The 19,677-nt window shown below is 76.4% G+C and carries 16 protein-coding genes and 1 pseudogene; 5 read left to right on the top strand and 12 right to left on the bottom strand.

What is annotated here, in order from left to right:
• Nucleotides 1-4 precede the first annotated feature (4 nt).
• Complete coding sequence (locus tag GTQ99_RS03555) at nucleotides 5-2,230, top strand: heavy metal translocating P-type ATPase (RefSeq protein ID WP_338074692.1); 2,226 nt, start codon at nucleotides 5-7, stop codon at nucleotides 2,228-2,230.
• A gap of 21 nt (nucleotides 2,231-2,251) precedes the next feature.
• On the opposite strand, the gene GTQ99_RS03550 is transcribed toward GTQ99_RS03555, so the two are convergent.
• The 12 genes and pseudogenes from GTQ99_RS03550 to GTQ99_RS03500 all read right to left on the bottom strand — a co-directional run bounded on the left by GTQ99_RS03550 (nucleotide 2,252) and on the right by GTQ99_RS03500 (nucleotide 14,382).
• Entirely contained in the window at nucleotides 2,252-2,467 is a 216-nt protein-coding gene (locus tag GTQ99_RS03550) for a hypothetical protein (RefSeq protein WP_166614362.1), read from the bottom strand.
• Between the two features lie 52 nt (nucleotides 2,468-2,519).
• Entirely contained in the window at nucleotides 2,520-3,509 is a 990-nt protein-coding gene (locus GTQ99_RS03545) for a glycosyltransferase family 9 protein (protein ID WP_166614361.1), read from the bottom strand.
• Entirely contained in the window at nucleotides 3,506-4,918 is a 1,413-nt protein-coding gene (locus tag GTQ99_RS26585) for a PfkB family carbohydrate kinase (protein ID WP_166614360.1), read from the bottom strand. The genes GTQ99_RS03545 and GTQ99_RS26585 overlap by 4 nt, the downstream gene beginning before the upstream one ends.
• The gene (locus GTQ99_RS27455; RefSeq protein WP_420814505.1) at nucleotides 4,915-5,508 is read right to left on the bottom strand and encodes a D-sedoheptulose-7-phosphate isomerase; all 594 of its coding nucleotides are present in this window, start codon (nucleotides 5,506-5,508) and stop codon (nucleotides 4,915-4,917) included. The genes GTQ99_RS26585 and GTQ99_RS27455 overlap by 4 nt, the downstream gene beginning before the upstream one ends.
• Before the next feature lie 51 nt (nucleotides 5,509-5,559).
• A pseudogene (locus GTQ99_RS27450) lies at nucleotides 5,560-6,780 on the bottom strand (glycosyltransferase); the annotation flags it as partial.
• Nucleotides 6,781-6,842: 62 nt separating this feature from the next.
• Entirely contained in the window at nucleotides 6,843-7,814 is a 972-nt protein-coding gene (locus tag GTQ99_RS25880; protein WP_166614359.1) for a glycosyltransferase, read from the bottom strand.
• A complete protein-coding gene (locus tag GTQ99_RS03525; protein WP_166614358.1) occupies nucleotides 7,811-8,833 on the bottom strand; it encodes a glycosyltransferase family 9 protein in 1,023 nt (340 codons plus the stop codon). The genes GTQ99_RS25880 and GTQ99_RS03525 overlap by 4 nt, the downstream gene beginning before the upstream one ends.
• Nucleotides 8,830-10,368, bottom strand: a complete 1,539-nt coding sequence (locus GTQ99_RS03520) for an HAD-IIIA family hydrolase (RefSeq protein WP_166614357.1) — start codon at nucleotides 10,366-10,368, stop codon at nucleotides 8,830-8,832. The genes GTQ99_RS03525 and GTQ99_RS03520 overlap by 4 nt, the downstream gene beginning before the upstream one ends.
• Nucleotides 10,365-12,032 carry a carbamoyltransferase family protein gene (locus tag GTQ99_RS03515; RefSeq protein ID WP_166614356.1) on the bottom strand — a complete coding sequence of 556 codons (1,668 nt, stop codon included), beginning with the start codon at nucleotides 12,030-12,032 and terminating at the stop codon, nucleotides 10,365-10,367. The genes GTQ99_RS03520 and GTQ99_RS03515 overlap by 4 nt, the downstream gene beginning before the upstream one ends.
• Nucleotides 12,033-12,284: 252 nt before the next feature.
• A complete protein-coding gene (locus GTQ99_RS03510; RefSeq protein ID WP_166614355.1) occupies nucleotides 12,285-12,743 on the bottom strand; it encodes an SRPBCC family protein in 459 nt (152 codons plus the stop codon).
• A gap of 191 nt (nucleotides 12,744-12,934) precedes the next feature.
• Nucleotides 12,935-13,285, bottom strand: coding sequence for a DUF3140 domain-containing protein (locus GTQ99_RS03505; protein WP_166614354.1), 351 nt, complete (start codon nucleotides 13,283-13,285; stop codon nucleotides 12,935-12,937).
• Nucleotides 13,286-13,302: 17 nt separating this feature from the next.
• Nucleotides 13,303-14,382 (bottom strand): spore photoproduct lyase family protein, encoded by a 1,080-nt coding sequence (locus GTQ99_RS03500; protein ID WP_166614353.1) that lies wholly within the window; start codon nucleotides 14,380-14,382, stop codon nucleotides 13,303-13,305.
• A gap of 106 nt (nucleotides 14,383-14,488) precedes the next feature.
• Here GTQ99_RS03500 and GTQ99_RS03495 point away from each other — a divergent pair, with 106 nt between their 5' ends.
• The 4 genes from GTQ99_RS03495 to GTQ99_RS26580 all read left to right on the top strand — a co-directional run bounded on the left by GTQ99_RS03495 (nucleotide 14,489) and on the right by GTQ99_RS26580 (nucleotide 19,544).
• Nucleotides 14,489-15,382: an SDR family oxidoreductase gene (locus tag GTQ99_RS03495; protein ID WP_166614352.1), complete on the top strand. Its 894-nt coding sequence runs from the start codon at nucleotides 14,489-14,491 to the stop codon at nucleotides 15,380-15,382.
• Nucleotides 15,383-15,400: 18 nt separating this feature from the next.
• Nucleotides 15,401-17,041 (top strand): RecQ family ATP-dependent DNA helicase, encoded by a 1,641-nt coding sequence (locus tag GTQ99_RS03490; protein ID WP_166614351.1) that lies wholly within the window; start codon nucleotides 15,401-15,403, stop codon nucleotides 17,039-17,041.
• An 84-nt stretch (nucleotides 17,042-17,125) separates the two neighbouring features.
• Nucleotides 17,126-18,559 (top strand): Nramp family divalent metal transporter, encoded by a 1,434-nt coding sequence (locus GTQ99_RS03485; RefSeq protein ID WP_166614350.1) that lies wholly within the window; start codon nucleotides 17,126-17,128, stop codon nucleotides 18,557-18,559.
• Between the two features lie 52 nt (nucleotides 18,560-18,611).
• A complete protein-coding gene (locus GTQ99_RS26580) occupies nucleotides 18,612-19,544 on the top strand; it encodes a polysaccharide pyruvyl transferase family protein (RefSeq protein ID WP_205706716.1) in 933 nt (310 codons plus the stop codon).
• Nucleotides 19,545-19,677 lie beyond the last annotated feature (133 nt).

The following is a 19,677-nucleotide window of genomic DNA, read 5'->3' as shown; positions in this document are numbered from 1 at the left end:
CCCCGTGAGCACGCTCGAGCTGTCCCCGCTGGAGGTCGTCTCCGCGACCGCCGGGCGCCTGCGGCTGCAGGCGGAGTGGCTGCGGCGCAGCCCGGCCCGCGCGGTCGCCGCCGAGGAGGCGCTGGACCGCCTCGACGGGATCAGGCTGGCCCGCGCCTACCCGGTCACCGGCAGCGTCGTCGTCCACTTCGACCCCGAGCGGCTGACCGTCGAGCAGATGGCGGCCGCGGTCGCCTCCAGCGCACGGGTGCCCACCGGCGCGGCGCCCTCGCGGACGCCGCGCTCGGCCGACGTCGGCAACGGGGAGGTCGCGCGCATCGCCGTCGGCGGCGCCGCGCTGGCCCTGCTCGGGCTGCGCCGCTACGCCTTCGGGCGCCCGCCGCTGCTGGGGCCGACCTCCCGGCTGGTCGCCACCGGCGTGACGGTCTTCTCCGGCTACCCCTTCCTCAAGGGCGCCGTCGGTTCCCTGGTGGGCAGGCGCAGCGCCGGCACCGACGCGCTGGTCTCCGCGGCCACGGTCGCGAGCCTGCTGCTGCGCGAGAACGTCGTCGCCCTCACCGTGCTGTGGCTGCTGAACATCGGCGAGTACCTGCAGGACCTCACGCTGCGCCGCACCCGCCGCGCCATCGCCGACCTGCTCACCGGCAGCGAGAGCACCGCCTGGGTGCGCCGCACCGTCCCCGCCGCCGACCGCGACGGTGGCGGCGCCGAGGTGGTGCTCGAGGAGCAGGTCGACCTCGAGGAGCTGCGCGTGGGCGACCTCGTCGTCGTCTTCGAGCAGTCCACCGTCCCCGTCGACGGCGAGGTCGTCGAGGGCGAGGCCGTCGTCGACCAGGCCGCGCTGACGGGGGAGAACCTGCCCGTGCAGCGCACCGTCGGCCACCCGGTGCTGGCCGGCAGCGTGAACCTGCGCGGCCGGCTCGTGGTGCGCGCCACCGCCACCGGTTCCGACACCGCCGTCGGGCGCATCATCGAGCGCGTCGAGCACGCCCAGGCCGACCGCGCGCCCGTGCAGACGGTCGGCGACGCGTTCAGCCGCAGGTTCGTGCCCGCCTCCTTCGGCCTGGCGCTGGCCACCCTCGTGCTCACCCGCGACGTGCGGCGCGCCATGACGATGCTGCTCATCGCCTGCCCGTGCGCGGTGGGGCTCGCCACGCCCACCGCCATCAGCGCCGCGATCGGCAACGGCGCCCGGCGGGGGATCCTCGTCAAGGGCGGTTCGCACCTGGAGGCCGCCGGCCGCGTCGACGCGTTCGTGTTCGACAAGACGGGGACCCTCACCGTCGGCCGCCCCGTCGTGACGAACGTGCTCTCCTTCCGCGACGACTGGACGCCGGAGCAGGTGCTGTCCGAGGCGGCGAACTCCGAGGTGCACTCCAAGCACCCGCTCGCGCAGGCCGTCATCCGCTCCACCGAGGAGCGCCACCTGCTCATCCCTCCCCACGAGGAGTGCGAGGTCCTGCTGGGCCTGGGCATGCGCGTGCAGGCCAACGGCCGCGTGCTGCTCGTCGGCAGCCCCGGCCTCATGCGCCGCGAGGGCGTGGCCGTCGACGAGCACGCCGCGCGCTGGGTCGAGCGGTTGCAGCGGGCCGCCGAGACCCCGTTGCTGCTGGCCGTCGACGGGGTGCTCACCGGTCTGGTCAGCCTGCGCGACGAGGTCCGCGCCGAATCCCGCGAGGTGCTGGAGGCGTTGCGCCGCAGCGGGGTCGAGCGCATCGTCATGCTCACCGGCGACAACCCCGCCACGGCCGCCGCGGTCGCCGCCGAGCTCGGGATCCACGAGTGGCGCGCCGAGGTCATGCCCGAGGACAAGCAGGACGTCGTGCGCGCGCTGCAGGCCGAGGGGTACGTCGTGGCCGTCGTCGGCGACGGCACGAACGACGCCCCCGCCCTCGCGCTCGCCGACCTCGGCATCGCGATGGGGATGGCCGGCACCGACGTCGCGGTGGAGACCGCGGACGTGGCGCTCGTGGGCGACGACCTGCGCCGGCTGCTGCAGCTGCGCGACCTCGGCGACCGCACGCTCTCGCTGATCCGGCAGAACTACGGCGCCTCCATCGCCGTCAACGGCGTCGGGCTGGCGCTGGGAGCGGCGGGTGCGCTCTCACCGGTGCTGGCGGCCGTCGCGCACAACGCCTCGTCGGTGTTCGTGGCCGTCAACTCCGCGCGGCTGATCCGCTACCGCATCCCCCCGCAGCAGCGGGTGCGGGGACGGCGCCGGGCCGGCTGACCGCCCGCGCACCGGCGGACCTCAGAAACCGCCGCCGGGACGCATCCACGCGTTGCGGCCCGCCGCGCGCAACGCGGCGCTGCCGGGGTCGAGCTCGCGCTCCTGCCCGACGCGCAGCGTGTCGTCGCGGACGGCCCGCCGGCGCCGGCGCACCCCGCGCAGCCCGGAGAACGCGCCGGCGGCGACGGCCGCGGCCAGCAGGGCCGGCAGGGCCGGCAGGGCGTGCTGCGTGCTCACCCCACCACTGTGCGGCAGCCGCGCCCGCTGCGACAGCGGAACCCGCACCGGGTCAGCGGGCGGCGGGCTGGCGCGCGGCGGGCCGGTGCGCGCCGAGCTGGGCGTGCGCGGCGTCGAGGACCTCCTCGACGCCGATCAGCGCCAGCGTCGGGTCGACCTCGGCGCCGTGCGGGTCGCCGACGTAGTCCTGCGCGGCCGGGTCCCCGTGCCAGAGCACCGGGTGCAGGTCGACGTCGACCGCCGGACCCCACCAGGCCGGCGGGGTGGGCCCGAACAGCGTCACCGACGGCACCGCGAACGCCGTCGCCAGGTGCGCCGTGCCGGTGTCGCCGGAGAGCACCAGCCGGGCACCGGCGACCAGGTCGGCCAGACCGTCGAGGTCGGAGGCGCCGCAGCGGTCCACGGCCCCGGCCGCGGCGAGCGCGGCCCCGAGGGGGCGCTCGGCGGCGGTGCCGGTCACGACGACCTCCAGGCCCCGCCCGACGAGGTCGGCCACGACCAGCGCCCACCGCTCCACCGGCCAGCGGCGGGCGGCGAAGGCGGCACCGGGGTGGACGACGACGGGGCCGGCGGGCGGCGCGCCCCCCTGCGCCCGCCGGGGGCGCAGGCGCAGGTCCTCGGGTCCGCACTGCGCGCCCCACGCCGCGACGAGCCGGCACCAGCGCGCCACCTCGTGCTCGTGGCGCACCCACTGCGGACCCTCGAACGGGCCGCGCGGACCCGTCGTCGCGAAGCCCAGCAGGTCGTCGGGACCGGTGTCGGCCAGCAGCTGCCGGCTCTCGGGGCCCTTGCCGTGCAGGTCGACGGCGAGGTGGCCGCGGCCCCGGGCCCCCAGCGGTGCCAGGCCGTCGGTGACGAGGACCTCGTCGACGACGCCGCGCCCGCGCAGGAAGGCCCCGATGGCCGCCGGTGCGGCCAGCACCAGCGTCCGCCCGGGGAAGCGCCGCCGCAGCCCGCGCAGCGCCGGGACCCCGGTGAGCAGGTCGCCCAGGCCCAGCGCCCGCAGCACCAGCAGGTCGCCGGGGCCGAGCTGCCGCCTCACCTGGCGCCCGCGGCGAGGATGCCCGTGGTCGACCGCCCGTCGAGGTAGGGGAGCAGGACCACGCGCCCGCCCCAGCTGCGGATCAGCTCGGCCTCGGGCAGCTCGGTGCCGCCGTAGTCGCCGCCCTTGGCCCACACATCGGGGCGCAGCTCCGCCAGCGCCGCGCGGGGGTCGTCCTCGGAGAACACCACGACCGCGTCGACGCTGGAGAGCGCGCGCAGCACCCGCTCGCGGTCCTGCTGGCCCACCACCGGCCGGCCCGGGCCCTTGAGCCGGCGCACCGACTCGTCGGAGTTCACCAGCACCACCAGCGCGTCGCCCAGGGCGCGGGCGGCCTCCAGGCAGCCGACGTGACCGGCGTGCAGGACGTCGAAGCAGCCGCCGGTGGCCACCAGCGTGCCGCCCGCCGCGCGCACCCGGGCGGCCACCTGCGCGGCGCTCTCGCCCGCGGGGGCCGCGGCACCGGCGGGCGCGGCCGCGGCGCGCTCGACGGCGCCGAAGAAGCCGTTCGTGCCGCCCGCCGCCACCCACGCCGAGGCGTCCTCGACGGCGCGGCCCAGCGCCGGGGTCAGCGCCCCGGTGCGGGCGATCTGCACGGCCGCGGTGGCGGCGAAGCGGTCACCGGCGCCGCAGGGGTCCCCGGAGGCCGCGACCGCGGGCAGGTGCAGCACCTCGCTGCCCTCGGCCGCGCAGTAGGCGCCCGCCGAGCCGACCGTGACGCACACGGCACCCGCGCTCCACAGCGTCCGCAGCTCACCGGCCAGGTCGGCGTCGGAGCCGGGAGCGCCGCCGGGGGCGTGCAGGTGGTGCGCGGTCAGCGCGGCGCGCGCCTCGGCGCGGTTGGGGGTCACCAGGGCGCAGCCGGGCACCGGCCGGCCGCCGCGCGGGTGCGGGTCCCACACCAGCGGCACCCGGTGCGCGGTCTCGGTGAGCAGCCGGCGCAGCGAGGCCTCGTGCGTGGTGCCGGCGCCGTAGTCGGAGACGAGGACGACGTCGGCGGAGGCCAGCAGCGCGCGCACGCCCTCCAGGGCGCCCGACAGGTCCCCCGGGGTCCCCGGGCCGCCGTCGTCCAGGCGCAGCAGCACCTGCCCGTCGCTGCGCACCCGCGACTTGCGGCGGGTGCCGCCGGCGTGGGGCAGGGCGAGGACCTCCACGCGCGGCAGCAGCTCGCGCAGCCGCGCGCCCGCCTCGTCCTCGGCCACCGGTGCCACGAGCGTGACCCGCACCGCGTCGTCGAGGGAGGCCAGCAGCGCCGTCAGCGCCGCCCCGCCGGGGGACTCGCGCACGTCCTCGACGTCGACGACGGGCACCGGGGCGTCCGGCGCCAGCCGGGTGGAGGCGCCCAGCACCTCCCGGTCGAGCAGCACGTCGCCGACGACGACGACGTGCCGCCGGGTGCGTGCGCTCACGCGGGCACCTCCCGCTGCACGCCGCTCTCCAGCGCCGTCAGGTCGACGGTGCGCCGGCGCGTGGAGGACGCCGGCAGGTGCGCCTCCACCGCGATGCACAGCGCGTGCACCGCCATGAGGTGGCCCTCCTGGACCGCGGACGTCGACGGGCCGGGGAAGCCCAGGACGTCGTCGGCCAGCTCGCCCAGCGGGCTGGCGGCCGTCGAGGTCAGCGCCCACACCCGCACCCCGCAGGCGCGCGCCCGCTCCGCGGCGCGCAGCAGGTTCGGGCTGCGCCCGCTGGTGGACAGCAGCAGCAGCAGGTCGCCGGGGCGCCCGTGGGCCTCGACCTGGCGCGCGAAGACCTCCTCGGTGCCGTAGTCGTTGGCGATGGCGGTCACCGCGGAGGTCTCCGCGTGCAGGGCGATCGCCGACAGCGGGCGGCGCTCGCCGATGAAGCGGCCGACGAGCTCGGCGGTCAGGTGCTGGGCCTCGGCGGCGCTGCCGCCGTTGCCGGCCACGAGCAGGCGCCCGCCGCCGTCGACGACGTCGACGAGCTCGCGGCCCCAGCGGTCGATGCGCTCGCCCTCGGCCTCCAGCGTGCGCAGCACCCCGGCCAGCTCGTGGACGTGGGTGCGGATGTAGTCCCGCGTGCTCTGCACGGTGCCCTCCTCGCCCAGCAGCAGCTCGTAGGCGGACTCCGTCGAGGCGGCCACCCGCCGCCAGTCGTAGCGGTCGCGGGCCACCTGCCGGCCCGCCTCGCCCATCCGCCGCGCGGTGCGCGGGTCGTCGACGACGGAGCGCACCGCACCGGCCAGGTCCGCGGGGTCCACGCGCCCCGCCGCGTCGACCGGCACCAGGCGGCCCGTGACGCCGTCGCGGACGGTGTCGAGCATCCCGCCGACCGCGGAGGCCACGACCGGCAGCCCGGCCGCCATCGCCTCCAGCACGGCGATGCCGAACGGCTCGTACCAGGGCGTGGCCAGCAGCGCGTCCGAGCTCGCCAGCAGGTCGGGCAGGTCGTCGGGGGAGACGCGGCCCACCAGGCGCACCCGGTCGGAGATGCCCAGCTCGACGGCGATCTTCTGCAGGCGCACCGCCTCGTGGTCGCCGTCGAGGTCGTGGGCGGCCGGCCCGCCGGCGATCACCAGCTCGGCGTCGGGCAGCAGCTCCAGCGCGCGCACCGCGGCCTCGACGCCCTTGCGGGGCACCAGGCGCCCGACGCTGAGCAGCCGGGTGCGGCAGCCGGGCCGGCGCGGCCCGACGAGCTCGCGCCCGGCGGGGCGCTCGAAGCGGGCGGTGTCCACCCCGCAGGGCACGACCTGCACCTTGCGCGGCGGGGAGCCCGCGGCGCGCAGCTCGGCGACCTCGTCGCGGCAGGTGGCGATGACGAGGTCGGCCTCGCGCGCCAGCTCGCGCTCGGCGTCCAGGCGCTGGGGCGGGGAGGTGTCCGCCGGGCCCTGGTAGCGGCGCTTGACGCTGCCCAGGGCGTGGAAGGTCTGCACGACGGGGACGCCGAGCGCGTGCGCCGCGGGCAGCGCCGCGGTGCCGGACATCCAGAAGTGCGCGTGCACGACGTCGGGGCGCTCGGCGCTCCACGCCTCGCGCAGCAGCTCGCTGAAGCGCGGCATGTGCTCGGGCAGGTCGTCCTTGGCCACGGGTGCCGGCGGGCCGGCGTCCACGTGCACGACCTGCACGCCGGGGCGCAGCGCCACGCGCTCGGGCAGCGCGGGGTCGTCGCGGCGGGTGTGCACGACGACCTCGTGGCCGCGGTCGGCGAGCGCCGAGGCCAGGGCGGCGACGTGGACGTTCTGCCCCCCGGCGTCGACGCCGCCGAGGACGGCCAGCGGGCTGGCGTGCTCGCTGACCATGGCGATGCGCAGCCGCCGCCCGGTGGGGGCGGGGTGCACCGGGCTGCTCGTGCTCGTGGGCGTGCGGGACGCGCTCACGACGTCACCTCCTCGAGGAGTTCGTCGAAGTCCGCGAGGAAGCGGTGGACGCCGAACGCCGCGAGGGCGTGCCGTCGCGCCGCGAGGCCGCGCTCCCGGGCTTCGTCGGGGTCGGCGATCCAGCGCCGCGCGGTGGCGACGAGGACCTCCGGGTCGCTGGACAGGACGCCGGCCTCGGCGGGCACCGCCTCCGGCGCCGCGGTGGCCGGCAGGGCGAGCACCGGCAGGCCCACCATCATCGCCTCGATGAGGGACAGGCCCAGGCTCGTCCAGCGGTAGGGGTGGAAGTACAGGCGGTGCGTGCCCAGCACCTGGTGCAGCCGGGCCTGCGGCAGGTCCTCCAGGACGCTGAGGCCCTTGCCCGCCGCGGTGCCCTCGACCCGGCGGGCCAGGGACTGCACGCCCATGCCGTGCAGGGTGAGCGGCACCTCCTCGGCCAGCCGCAGCAGCAGGTCGGTGCCCGCCACGCGCCAGCGGCGCACCGGCTCGTTGACGACGGCCGCGACGGAGCCGGAGCTGCCGGTGTAGTTGTGGCCGGGGTCGACGACGCCGTGCTCGACGACGAGGGCGCGGGCGCTGCCGCAGTCCCAGTACGTCCTGTTGAACTGCGTCACGTGCACGATCGGGACCTCGCGCTGGTCGGCCAGGTGGTGCCTGCTGTCGGCGGCACCGGCGCGCGGGGCGTCGTGCTCGACGTAGAGGGCGGGCACGTCGCGCCCGGGCCGGCGGCCGGTCCAGCGCTCGACGAGCTCGACCTCCTCGGGCCGCTGCAGGACGACGACGTCGAAGTGCTCCTCGCGCAGGTCGGCGACCGGGACCTCGACGGCGCCGGCCGGCCAGTCCCAGGTGCGCGCCCGGCCGCGGCCGTCGGGGCCCCGGTCGTCGACGAGGGGCAGCAGGTAGGTGTGCGTGCCCTGCACGAAGGCGGTCATCCACGATCCGTGCACGTGCCAGACGAGGATCCTCACCGGACTCCCTCCACGAGTTCGCTCAGCGCCAGCGCGTCCACCGCCGACACCACCTGGCCCTCGGTCACCGAGGTCAGGCACGGGTGCCCCTGGAGCGGGCACTGCCGGGCCCGCGTCCCCGCGCAGCCTGCCGCCTGGTCGCCGAGCACGACGTGCGGCACGCCGTGCGGCGCCCAGCGGGCGGCCGGCACGACCGGCGAGAACAGCGAGACGACGGGGGTGCCGACCGCGGCGGCCAGGTGCGCCGGGCCGGTGTTGCCGACGACCACGGCGCGCGCGGCGGCCAGCACGGCCGCCAGCCCGGGCAGGTCGGTGGCCCCGCCGAGGTCGACGGCGCCGGCGACGGCGACCCGCGCGGTCAGCGCGCGCTCGCCCGGCGAGCCGGTGACCACCACGGGCCGGCCGCTGCGCCGCAGCGCCTCGACGATGCGGGCGGCGTGCTCGGGGCTCGGCGCGCGCGCCGGCACCGAGGCGCCGGGGTGCACGACGACGAAGCCCTCGGGCAGCTCCAGCGGCACCGGCGGCAGCTCGCGCACCCGCATCCGCCCGTCGTCGCCGGCGGGCAGGGCGTGCCCGGCCGCGGCGGCCAGCGCCAGCGCGGCGTCGACCTCGTGCAGCTCGGGGCCGCCCTCGCGGCGGACGCGGACGTCCAGCAGCGAGCCGGGGTAGTCCTCGCTGGCCGCGCTGACGCGGCCCACGCCGGCCAGGCGCAGCAGCAGCGCCAGCGGCAGCGGGCTCTGGTGGAAGGAGGTGAAGACCACGGCCTCGTCGTAGCCGCGCCCGCGCACGGCGGCCACGAGCGCCTCCACCGCGGCGGGCTGCACGGGAGCGGGCCCGAAGCCGCTCCACGGCGGGTCGAAGACGAGGACGTCCTGCACGCCCGGCAGCAGCCGGGCGGCGCCGGCGCCGGCGGGGGAGGCCAGCAGGTCGACGGTGCCGGACGCGGCCAGCGCGCGCAGCGCGGGACCGGTCAGCAGCACGTCGCCGTCGTTGTCGAGGCGGGCGGCGAGGATCCTCACGGCACCACCACCTCCGCCAGGGAGCGCACGACCACCGGCGCGGACTCGACCTCCTCGGCGCGCGTGACGTCGGTGGGCACGAGCACGGCGCGGGCCCCCGCCGACAGCGCGGCCTCCACGTCGGCGCCGATGTCGCCGACGACGAGGCACTCGGCGGGGCTCAGGCCCAGCGCGCGGGCGGCGTCGAGCACCATGCCCGGCTCGGGCTTGCGGGTGCGCGAGGGCTGGTCCGGGCCGTCGACGGAGACCTGGACGGTGTCGAAGGGGCCGAGCAGCTCGGCGACGCGGGCGTTGACGGCGTCGACCTGCTCGCGGGTCAGCAGCCCGCGGGCCACCCCGGACTGGTTGGTGACCAGCCCGGTGCGCAGGCCCCGCGCGCGCAGCGCGGCCAGCAGCTCGGCGGCGCCGTCGACGGGCTTCACGAGGTCCGGGTCGCCGTTGTAGGGGACGTCGTGCACGAGGGTGCCGTCGCGGTCGAAGAGGACCGCGCGCACCGGCGGCGGCCAGGGCCCGGGGCGCCCGCCGCCGAGCAGGCCGCGGACCGCGAGCTCGCCGCGCACGCGGTGCACCACCGCGGCGGGCGGGATGGCCAGGCTCGTGAGGACCATGCGGCGCACCTCGGCGGCGTCGCGCGGGCCGGGGGCGGTGCGGCGCCAGGCGAACTCGGCGCTCAGGCCGGCCCAGGCCAGCGCGGCCAGGGCGGCCGTGCGCCGGCGGCCGGCCAGGGCGGCGCCGGCGGCGAGCGCGGCGGCCGCGGTGGTGGCCACGTGCCCGGGCAGGCGGCCGAGGGGGGAGTCCGCGCGCTCGCGCCAGCCCGGCCCGTGCAGGGCGCCCATGAGGGCGTCGTCGGCGTTGCCGCGCTGCTGGCGCAGGCTCGCCCAGTCGTCGGCCGGGCGCACCGGGTGCACGGCCAGGTGCTCGCCGCGCACGACGCCCCAGCCGGCGGCGCTGACGCGCAGCGCCAGGTCGGCGTCCTCGCGGAAGGCGCGCGGGAAGCGCTCGTCGAAGCCGGACACCTGCTCCAGCGCGGTGCGCCGGTAGGCCATGTCCGCGGTGATCCAGCGCGCGTCGGCCAGGCCCGCGGTGCCGCGCTCCCAGTCGGTGGGGCGGCGGTCGGCGGGCAGCGGGACGTGGATGCGGCCCTGGACCGCGCCGACGTCCTCGCCGGCGGCGGCGAGGTCGGCGACCAGCTGCTGCGACCACGCCGGGGGCAGCTCCACGTCGTCGTCGACGAACGCGACCCACCCGCTGCGCACGCGCCGCCAGCCGGCGTTGCGCGCCGCGGCGGGCCCGCGTCCGCCGGAGCGCACCAGGCGCACCGGCAGCCCGGCCTCGCGGGCGGCCGCGCAGGCCGCCTCGCAGGGGTCGTCGGCGAGGTCGCGGCCGCGCCGGTCGTCCACCACGACGACGAGCTCGGGCCACGGGCCGCGCTGGGCGGCGAGGGTGCCCAGCAGGACGCCCAGGCTGGGGCGTCCGACGCTGGGGACGACGACGGAGAAGGCGGGCGGGTCGCCGGGCGTGGTGCCCGCCGTCATCGCTGCGTGAACCGGTCGCGACGCACCAGGTGCGGGCCGAGCACGAGCACGTCCACGGGAGCGGAGCCGAACAGCTCCATGGCGTCGCGGGGGTCGTCGACCATGGGGCGCCCCGCGGTGTTGAGGCTGGTGTTGACGACGACGGGCAGGCCGGTGCGCTCCTCGAAGGCGCGCAGCAGCGCCGCCACGTGCGGGGTGCGCTCCTCGTGGATGGTCTGGATGCGGGCCGTGCCGTCGACGTGCACGACCGCGGGGATGCGCTCGCGCCACTCGTCGGCCACGTCGTGCACGAAGAGCATGTACGGGCTGGGGATCGGCCCGCCGGAGAAGATGTCCGCGGCGCGCTCGGCGAGCACCATCGGCGCCACGGGGCGGAACTGCTCGCGGCCCTTGACGTCGTTGAGGCGCTCGAGGTTCTCCTTCCTGCCCGGGTGCGCCATGAGCGAGCGGTGCCCCAGCGCGCGGGGGCCGAACTCGGCGCGGCCGTCGAACCAGGCCACGACGCCGTCCGCGGCCAGCACGTCGGCGACCTCGCCCGCGAGGTCGTCGGGGGTGGTGAAGTTGAGCCGCGCGGTGGTCAGCCACTGCGCGAGCTCCTCGTCGCTCCACGAGCGGCCCAGGGCGGCGGAGGTCATGGGGGCCGCGGGCTCGCCGGCGTCGGCGGCCAGCTGCAGCGCCGCGCCCAGCGCGGTGCCGGAGTCGCCGGCGGCGGGCTGGACGTAGACCTCCTCGAAGGGGGACTCGCGCCAGATGCGGGAGTTGGCCACGCAGTTGAGCGCCGTGCCGCCGGCCATCGCCAGCACCTTGTCGCCGGTGCGCCCGTGCAGCCAGGTGGCGACCTCGACGAGGGTGCGCTCCAGCACCTCCTGGACGCTGGCGGCCAGGTCGGCCTGGCCGCTGTCCTGGCGGGGGTCCCACAGCTCGCCGTCGGCCAGCGGCGGCGCCCAGCGGGAGAAGTCGGGGACCTTGGCGACGAAGCCGCCGTCGCCGGTGGCGTGCACGAACTCGGCGATCTCGTCGGCGAAGCGGGGCTTGCCGTAGGAGGCCAGCGCCATGACCTTGTACTCGTCGGAGGAGTGGGTGAAGCCCAGGTGGCGGGTGAGGTCCTCGTAGACGAAGCCCAGCGAGTGCGGCAGCCGCGTCTCGTGCAGCACCTCCAGCGACCCGCCGCGGTAGCGGCCGGCCAGGGAGGAGATGCGCTCGCCGCGGCCGTCGACGGTCAGGACGCTGCAGCCGCCCTCGCGGGCGGCCTCGGGGGAGGCCAGCGCGGCGGAGGCGGCGTGCGCGACGTGGTGGGGGACGAAGCGCACCTTGGCCGGGTCCAGCCCGGGCAGCGCGGTGGCGATGGCCTCGGGGGCGCGCTCGGCGTAGCGGGTGCGGATGGCGTCGTCGGGGTCGCCCAGGTCCAGCTCGGAGCTCGGCAGCACCAGGCGCGGGTCGTAGGAGTAGCCGACCAGGTCCAGGTCGGCGGCGGTGATGCCCGCCGCGGCCAGCGCGTGCTTGATCGCCAGGTCCGGGAGCTCCCACGTGGCGTAGGGCACGGGGCGCTTGCCGTGCTTGCGCCGGCTGAAGCGCTCCTCCTCCGCCGCGAACACGATCTCGCCGTCCACGACGAGCGCTGCCGCGGTGTCGTGGAAGACCGCGTTGATCCCCAGGATGCGCATGCCCGCTGCGACCTCTCTGCCGGTGTGACCGCCCGCGTACCGAGCGCTTCGCCGCGGGGTCGGCACGCACCGGCTGGACAGGCGATGATCCCCGTCCCCGCGGGCACACACGGTGCCAGACGCCGACGACACCTGCCCGTCGGGACCCCCTCGACGCGCCGGGGGCCGGGACGCCGACCGCCCGGCACCCCCTGGAGGGGGTGCCGGGCGGGTGCGGGTGGTGCGGCGCTCGAGCGGGCGCCGACCGGTCGATCACTTGGGCGGGGTGACGTCCCCGCGCCAGGCGCCGGTCTCGGTGCCGCGCGACTCGATGAACTCCTTGAAGCGCTTCAGGTCGGCCTTGATCTGGCGGTCGTCGGCGCCGATGGCGGCGCCGGCCTTCTCGACCAGGCTCTCGGCCTCCCAGTCCATCTGGACGGTGACCTTGGTCTCGTTGTCGCCGAGGCGGTGGAAGGTCACGACGCCGGCGTGGTCCTTGCCGTCGACGCTCTTCCAGGCCACGCGCTCGTCGGGGTGCTGCTCGGTGATCTCCGCGTCGAACTCGCGCTCCACACCGGCGATCTTGGTCTTCCAGTGGGTGTGGGTGGCGTCGGTCTGGGTGATCGACTCGACCCCGCTCATGAAGTGCGGGAACGACTCGAACTGCGTCCACTGGTTGTAGGCCGTGTGGACCGGGACCGAGACGTCGATGCTCTCCGTCACGCTGCTCATGGGTGCTCCTCCCGCGGCGCGGGGTACCGCGCCGCATCTTGTTCGAGATCGGCTTCCTCGGGGTGCGCCCGTCCCCGGGCGCTTGATCCCAGACTGCACGCGGTCGGCCGGGCCTGCATCCCGACGCCGGTCCACCGAGGTGACCGGTGGGTGAAGACCGCGTGCACCGGGCGGGTCGGTCCGCCGGCGGATCAGTCCTTCAGCGGGTCGTGGCCCCAGTTCATCAGCGAGTAGCGCCACCGGGTGTCCGTGACGTCGCCGGAGGGCCGCTGCTTGGAGTGGCGGGCGACGTAGCCGGCGACCTTGCGCATGTGCTCGCGGTCCTCCTCGGTGCGCTCGCCCTTCTTCGTCCGCAGGACCTCCACGATGCGCCGGCCGGAGTGGTGGCCCACCGACTCCTCCCCGCCGTCCTCGCTGACGCCGACGGACTGCGACTGCTCGGTGGCGAGCCAGTCCTCCAGCTCCTTGGGCGTCATGTTCACCGCGGCGGAGAAGCGCTCCTCGACGTCCTGCTCCTCGTCGTGCTGCTCGTGCTTCGCCATGCCTCCAGCGTGGGTGCTCAGAAGGCGTAGCGCACGTGCAGGTACGGGGCCCGCTCGGCGATCAGGTCGAGCAGCTCGCGCACGTAGCGGCCCTTGTCGCCGGCGCGGTAGCGCACGTTGGTGCCGCCGCCCTCGGAGCGCTTGGCCTCCTGCATCGCCGGCCGCCACAGCAGGTCCTCGGCCTTGGGGTGCCAGCCGAGGTTCACCTCGTGCAGGCGCTCGTTGTGGGTCAGGAAGATCACCTCGGCCTGCAGCTGCCGCTTGGTCGCCTCCGACGTGGCCGCCCCCAGGGAGTCCAGCAGCTCCGCCCACATCGCCAGCCAGCCCTCGTGGACCACGACGGGGGAGAGGTTGAGGTGGACCTCGTACCCGGCGGCGACGAAGTCGTCGAGGGCGGCCAGCCGCTCGCGCACCGGGCTGGTGCGCACGTCCAGCACCTTCGCCACCCGCTCGGGCATGAGCGAGAACCTGACGCGGGTGCGCCCCCGCGGGTCCAGCTCCAGCAGCCGGCGGTTGACGTGCTTGGTGGCGAAGGACGCCTTCGCGGTGGGCAGGCCGCGGAAGAGCGCCACGAGGTCGTCGACGTTGTCGGAGATCTCCGCGTCCACCGAGCAGTCGCTGTTCTCGCCGATGTCGTAGACCCAGCTCACCGGGTCGCACTGGTTGGGCTCCGCCTTGACGCCCTGCCGGCGCACGTGCCGCTCCAGGTAGCCGGTGATCTGCTCGATGTTGGCGAAGACCGTGACGGGGTTGCTGTAGCCCTTGCGCCGCGGGACGTAGCAGTACGCGCAGGCCATGGCGCAGCCGTTGGCCGTGGAGGGGGCGATGAAGTCGGCGGAGCGGCCGTTGGGGCGCGCGGCCAGGGACTTCTTGACCCCCAGCACGAGCGCCTCGCGCTTGATGCGCACCCAGCGCTCGACGTTCGCCTCGTCGCCGTGCAGCTCGGGGACGTTCCAGTGGCTGGCGACCTCCACGCGCGTCGCGTCGGGCCAGCGCTCCAGGACCTGCCGGCCGCGCGGCAGCTCGGCCGCGGCGGCCTCGTAGTAGATGCGCGTGACGTCGAGCAGCGGGCGGGGCGCCTGGGACGGCTGGGGCACGGGCCCATCGTGCCCGCCACCTCCGACACGCACCCCCGCGCGGCCCCGTGCGCAGGGTCGCGGAGATCGACGCGCGGCCCCGCGGGAGGCTGCTTACGGTGGGCGGGTGAGCGACCAGTACACCTTCGCGAACCCCGTCAGCCTCTACCACCGGGGCGGTTTCGAGGCCCAGCCGCAGGAGGGCCCGGGCCTGGCCGCGGAGCTGGGCCCGAAGCCGGACCACGGGGAGACCAGCTACCGCGGCACCGGCCGCCTCACCGGCCGCCGGGCGCTGGTGACCGGGGCGGACTCCGGCATCGGCCGCGCCGCCGCCATCGCCTTCGCCCGCGAGGGCGCCGACGTGGTCCTGAACTTCCTGCCCGAGGAGCGGCGCGACGCCGAGGAGGTCGCCCGGCTCGTCGAGGAGGCCGGGCGCAGGGCCGTCCTCGCCCCCGGCGACCTCACCGACGAGGAGTTCGCCCGCGGCCTCGTGCGCACCACCGTCGACGAGCTCGGCGGCATCGACCTCATCGCCAACGTCGCCGGCAAGCAGCAGCACGTCGAGGAGATCGCCGACCTCACCTCCCAGCAGTTCGAGGAGACGCTGCGCACGAACCTCAACGCGCTGTTCTGGATCGTCCAGGAGGCCGTGCCGCACCTGCCCCCGGGTTCCACGATCGTCAACACGTCCTCGGTGCAGGGCTACCAGCCCTCGCCGAACCTCGTCGACTACGCGACGACGAAGTCGGGCATCATCGCGATGTCCCAGGCCCTCGCCCAGCAGCTGGCGCCCAGGGGGATCCGCGTCAACGTCGTGGCGCCCGGGCCGGTGTGGACGCCGCTGCAGGTCGCCGGCGGCCAGCCCGACGAGGCGATGGCGGACTTCGGCACCTCCACGCCGCTGGGCCGCGCGGGGCAGCCGGCGGAACTGGCCCCCGCGTACGTGTTCCTCGCCTCGCCGGAGTCCAGCTACGTGGTGGGCGCGGTGCTCAGCGTCAACGGCGGCATGCCGACCCCCTGAGCGGGGTACGGGGGAACCATGAGCGACGACCTGCTGCGCACCGCCCGCGAGGCGTTCGGGTTCCGGTCCCTGCGGCCGGGCCAGGAGGAGGCGATGCGCGCCGTCCTCGCCGGCCGCGACGTCCTGGCGGTGATGCCGACGGGTTCGGGCAAGTCGGCCGTCTACCAGGTGCCGGCGCTGCTGCTGGAGGGACCGGTCGTCGTCGTCTCCCCGCTCATCGCGCTGCAGCGCGACCAGGTCGACGGGATCCGCGAGGACGCCCGCCGCGGCGGGGCGGTGATGCTGAACTCCTCGATGCCCGCCGCCGCCTGGCGGCGGGCGCGCGAGCAGCTGCGCGCGGGGGAGGTCAAGTTCGTCTTCCTGGCCCCCGAGCAGCTGGCCCGCGAGGAGGTGGTCGAGGAGATCGCCGCGCTGCGCCCGCGCGCGCTCGTCGTCGACGAGGCGCACTGCGTGTCCTCGTGGGGGCACGACTTCCGCCCGCAGTACCTGCGGCTGGGCAGCGCGCGCGAGAAGCTCGGCCACCCGCAGGTCGTCGCGCTCACCGCCACCGCCAGCCCCCAGGTGCGCGAGGAGGTCCTCGAGCAGCTGCGCCTGGACGACCCGCTCGTCCTCGTCGAGGGTTTCGACCGCCCGGAGATCGAGCTGCGGGTGGTGCGCTGCACCGACGCCCGCTCGCAGCGCCGCGGCGTCCTGGAGACCGCCGCCGGCACCGAGGGCGCGGTCGTCGTGTACGTGGCCACCCGCCGCGACGCCGAGGAGGTCGCGGAGCAGCTGCGCGCGGCCGGGCGGGCGGCCGACCACTACCACGCCGGCCGCAGGCGTGCCGACCGCGACCGCGTCCAGCACGAGTTCCTCGACGGCACCCTGGACGTCGTCGCGGCGACCAGCGCGTTCGGCATGGGCATCGACAAGCCCGACGTGCGCGCCGTCGTGCACGCCTGCGTCCCCGACTCCCCGGACAGCTACTACCAGGAGATCGGCCGCGCGGCCCGCGACGGGCGCCCGGCGGTGGCGACGATGTTCTACCGCCCCGAGGACCTGGGGCTGCGGACGTTCTTCAGCGCCGGCGTCGCCAAGGAGGAACCGCTGCGCGAGACCGCGGCCGCGGTCCGCGCCCACGGCGAACCCGTCGACCCGGCGGACCTGCGCCGCGAGCTCGACGTCACCTCCAGCCGGCTGGCCGGTGCGGTGAACCTGCTCGAGGAGGTGGGGGCCCTCGCCGAGGACGAGCAGGGGCGGCTGCTGCAGCCCGAGGGCGCACCGCCGCCCGCGCGCGCGGCCGCGGCGGCCGTGGCGGTCTCCGAGCAGCAGCGCACCGTGGAGCGCTCGCGGCTGGAGATGATGCGCGCCTACGCCGAGACCACCGCCTGCCGCCGGCAGTTCCTGCTCGGCTACTTCGGCGAGGAGGTGGAACGCCCCTGCGGCAACTGCGACACCTGCAGCGCCGGGACGGCCGCCGCCCGCGCGGCGGTCGAGGAGCCGTTCCCCGTCGGCTCCAGCGTCGTCCACGGGGAGTGGGGGCACGGGCAGGTGATGCACTACGAGGAGGACCGCGTGACGGTGCTGTTCGACGGGGCGGGGTACCGCACGCTGGCGCTGGAGCTCGTCGAGCGGCACGACCTGCTGCGCCCGCGGGAGCGCGACGAGTCGGCGGCCTGAGCCGGGCGGCGCGCGGGGACCTTGCGGTGCCCGGGGGCCGGTGCCACGATCGGTCTCCCGCAGGACACCGTCGAGGAGGCCGGGATGTCCCAGGAGCACGACACGCGCAGCACCGTCCTCGACCGATTCCCCAGCAAGCACCTGCCGCCCCCGCAGCTGCGCGACCTGCCCCCCGGGCCGCCGCGGTTGCTGCCGGTCCTGGGGCCGGGGATCGTCGCCGCCGGGGTGGGGCTGGCCAGCGGCGAGTTCATCCTGTACCCCTACATCGCCTCCCAGGTGGGCCTGGTGTTCGTCTGGGCCGCCCTGGTCGGCCTGGGGACGCAGTTCTTCATCAACATGGAGATCGAGCGGTACACCCTGGCCACCGGGGAGACGGTGCTCACCGGTTTCAGCCGGTTCTGGAGGCACTGGGGCCTGGTCTTCGCGGGCATGGCGTTCCTGGCGAACCTGTGGCCGGGGTGGGTCACCAGTTCGGCGACCCTGCTCACCTACCTGGTCGGCGGCACCCCCACCCCGATCGCCATCGGCATGCTGCTGGCGATCGGGGTGATCCTCACGCTGGCGCCGGTGGTCTACACGGCGCTGGAGCGCATCGAGACCTTCAAGGTCCTCGCGGTCCTCGTCCTCGTCGTCGTGGGCGCCACCTTCGCCATCGACGCGAGCGCGTGGGGCGACGTCCCGGACGTCGTCACGGAGGCGTCGGTGCCCTCGGCGCAGCTCGGCTTCGCCCTGCTCATGGGGGCGCTGGCCTTCGCCGGGGCCGGCGGCGGGCAGAACCTCTGCCAGAGCAACTGGATCCGCGACAAGGGCTTCGGCATGGGTGCCTACGTGCCGCGGATCGTGAGCCCGCTCACCGGCAAGCCGGAGGCCGCCCCGGCCACCGGGTACGCCTTCGAGCCCACCGAGGAGAACCTGGCCCGCTGGCGGCGCTGGTGGCGCGTGGCGAACACCGAGCAGCTGGTGACGTTCGTGGCGATCACCTTCGTCACCATCCTGTTCACCTCCCTGCTGGCCTACGCCACGGTGTTCGGGCGCCCGGGCCTGGCCAGCGACATCTCCTTCGTGCGCACCGAGGGGGAGGTGCTCGCCGAGGCGGTCGGCGGCTGGTTCGGCACCCTGTTCTGGGTCGTCGGGGTCGTCTCCCTGTTCGCCGCGGCGCTGGGCATCGTGGACTACACCAGCCGCCTGGGCGCGGACGTGCTGCGCGTCAGCTACCTCAAGCGGACCTCCGAGAGCAAGGTCTACTTCGCGCTGGTGTGGGGGCTGGTGCTGTTCGGCTGCGTCGTCCTGCTGGTCGGCCTCACGCAGCCGCTGGTGCTGCTCGTCATCTCCGCGGTCGTGGGCGGGTTCATGATGTTCATCTACTCGGGCCTGCTGCTGCTGCTCAACCGCCGGGTCCTGCCCCCGCAGCTGCGGCCGCGGGCGCTGCGCATCGGCGTGCTGGTGTGGGCGGTGCTGCTGTTCGGCACCCTGTCCGTGCTGACGTTCCGCGAGCAGATCGGCAACCTGCTGGACTGAGGCGCCGCGGGCGGCTGCGGCCGCCCGCGGCGCACGCCCTAGCCTGCGGGGCGTGTCCGCGGTGAGGGTCCTGGTGATCGGCTGGTCCAGCGTGCTGCACGGGGAGGCCACGGCGGGCGACGTCCTGTCCACCGAGGCGGTGGCCGAGCGGCTGCGGCGCGCCGGCCACGACGTCGACCTCGCGTGGAGCCCGGCCGTGCACCTGGCCTACGGCCCGCGCGGCGGGCTGCGCTACGACGACGTCGACCCCACCGCCTACGGGCACGTCGTGTGGGTGTGCGGTCCCCTCACCGGCGAGCCCGTCCGCGAGGTCCACGAGCGCTTCGCCACCGCGCGGCGCACGGCCGTCGGGGTCTCCGTGCTGGACCCGCAGGACCCTGCCGTCACCGGCTTCGACCTCGTCGTGCCCCGCGACGGCCCCGGCGGCGAGCCGCGGCGCGACCTCGCCGCCCGGCCCGCCGTCGACGGCGTCGACGTCGTGGGCGTCTTCCTCACCCACGGGCAGGGCGAGTACGGCGCCCGCCGCCGCCACGAGCGGGTCGGCGAGGCGGTCACCGGCTGGATCGGCGCCCTCGACGTCGCCCGCCTGGAGCTGGACACCCGCATCGACCCGCGCGACTGGCGGATGCCCGCCACGGCCGAGCAGGTGCTCGCCGTGGTCGCCCGCCTCGACGTCGTCGTGACCACCCGGCTGCACGGGCTCGTGCTCGCGCTGCGCTGCGGGGTCCCCGCGCTGGCCGTCGACCCCGTCGCCGGCGGCGGGAAGGTGAGCGCGCAGGCCCGCGCCTGGGGGTGGCCGGCGCTCGTGGGCGCCGAGGAGCTGCTGGCGCAGGGCGCGGTGCTGCTCGACGAGCAGTTCGCCTGGTGCCGCTCCGGCAGCGGGCGCGCCGCGGCGCACCGGGCCCGCGACGAGGCGCCCGGGGTGGGCGAGGAGCAGCTGGCGGCGCTGGAGGCGGCGCTGGGCCCCCGGCCGGCGCGGGGCTAGCGCCCGGGCGGGTGGCACCGCCCGAACGGGTGGCACCGCCGGGGTGGGTGGAACCGCCGGGGCGGGTGGCTCGTCCTCTCTGCGTCAGGCTCCTAAGACGGCTGACTGACACGATCGCCCGACCACCGGCGGG

It is taken from the genome of Kineococcus vitellinus (genome assembly GCF_009906315.1).
Taxonomy (GTDB): Bacteria; Actinomycetota; Actinomycetes; order Actinomycetales; family Kineococcaceae; genus Kineococcus; species Kineococcus vitellinus.
This window is presented reverse-complemented; position numbering and strand designations above follow the sequence as displayed.

Coding starts and splice junctions, on each gene's coding strand:
- GTQ99_RS03520 (WP_166614357.1), bottom strand. CDS start 10,368: ATGACGGCGGGCACCACGCCCGGCGACCCGCCCGCCTTCTCCGTCGTC.
- GTQ99_RS03515 (WP_166614356.1), bottom strand. CDS start 12,032: ATGCGCATCCTGGGGATCAACGCGGTCTTCCACGACACCGCGGCAGCG.
- GTQ99_RS03510 (WP_166614355.1), bottom strand. CDS start 12,743: ATGAGCAGCGTGACGGAGAGCATCGACGTCTCGGTCCCGGTCCACACG.
- GTQ99_RS03505 (WP_166614354.1), bottom strand. CDS start 13,285: ATGGCGAAGCACGAGCAGCACGACGAGGAGCAGGACGTCGAGGAGCGC.
- GTQ99_RS03490 (WP_166614351.1), top strand. CDS start 15,401: ATGAGCGACGACCTGCTGCGCACCGCCCGCGAGGCGTTCGGGTTCCGG.
- GTQ99_RS03485 (WP_166614350.1), top strand. CDS start 17,126: ATGTCCCAGGAGCACGACACGCGCAGCACCGTCCTCGACCGATTCCCC.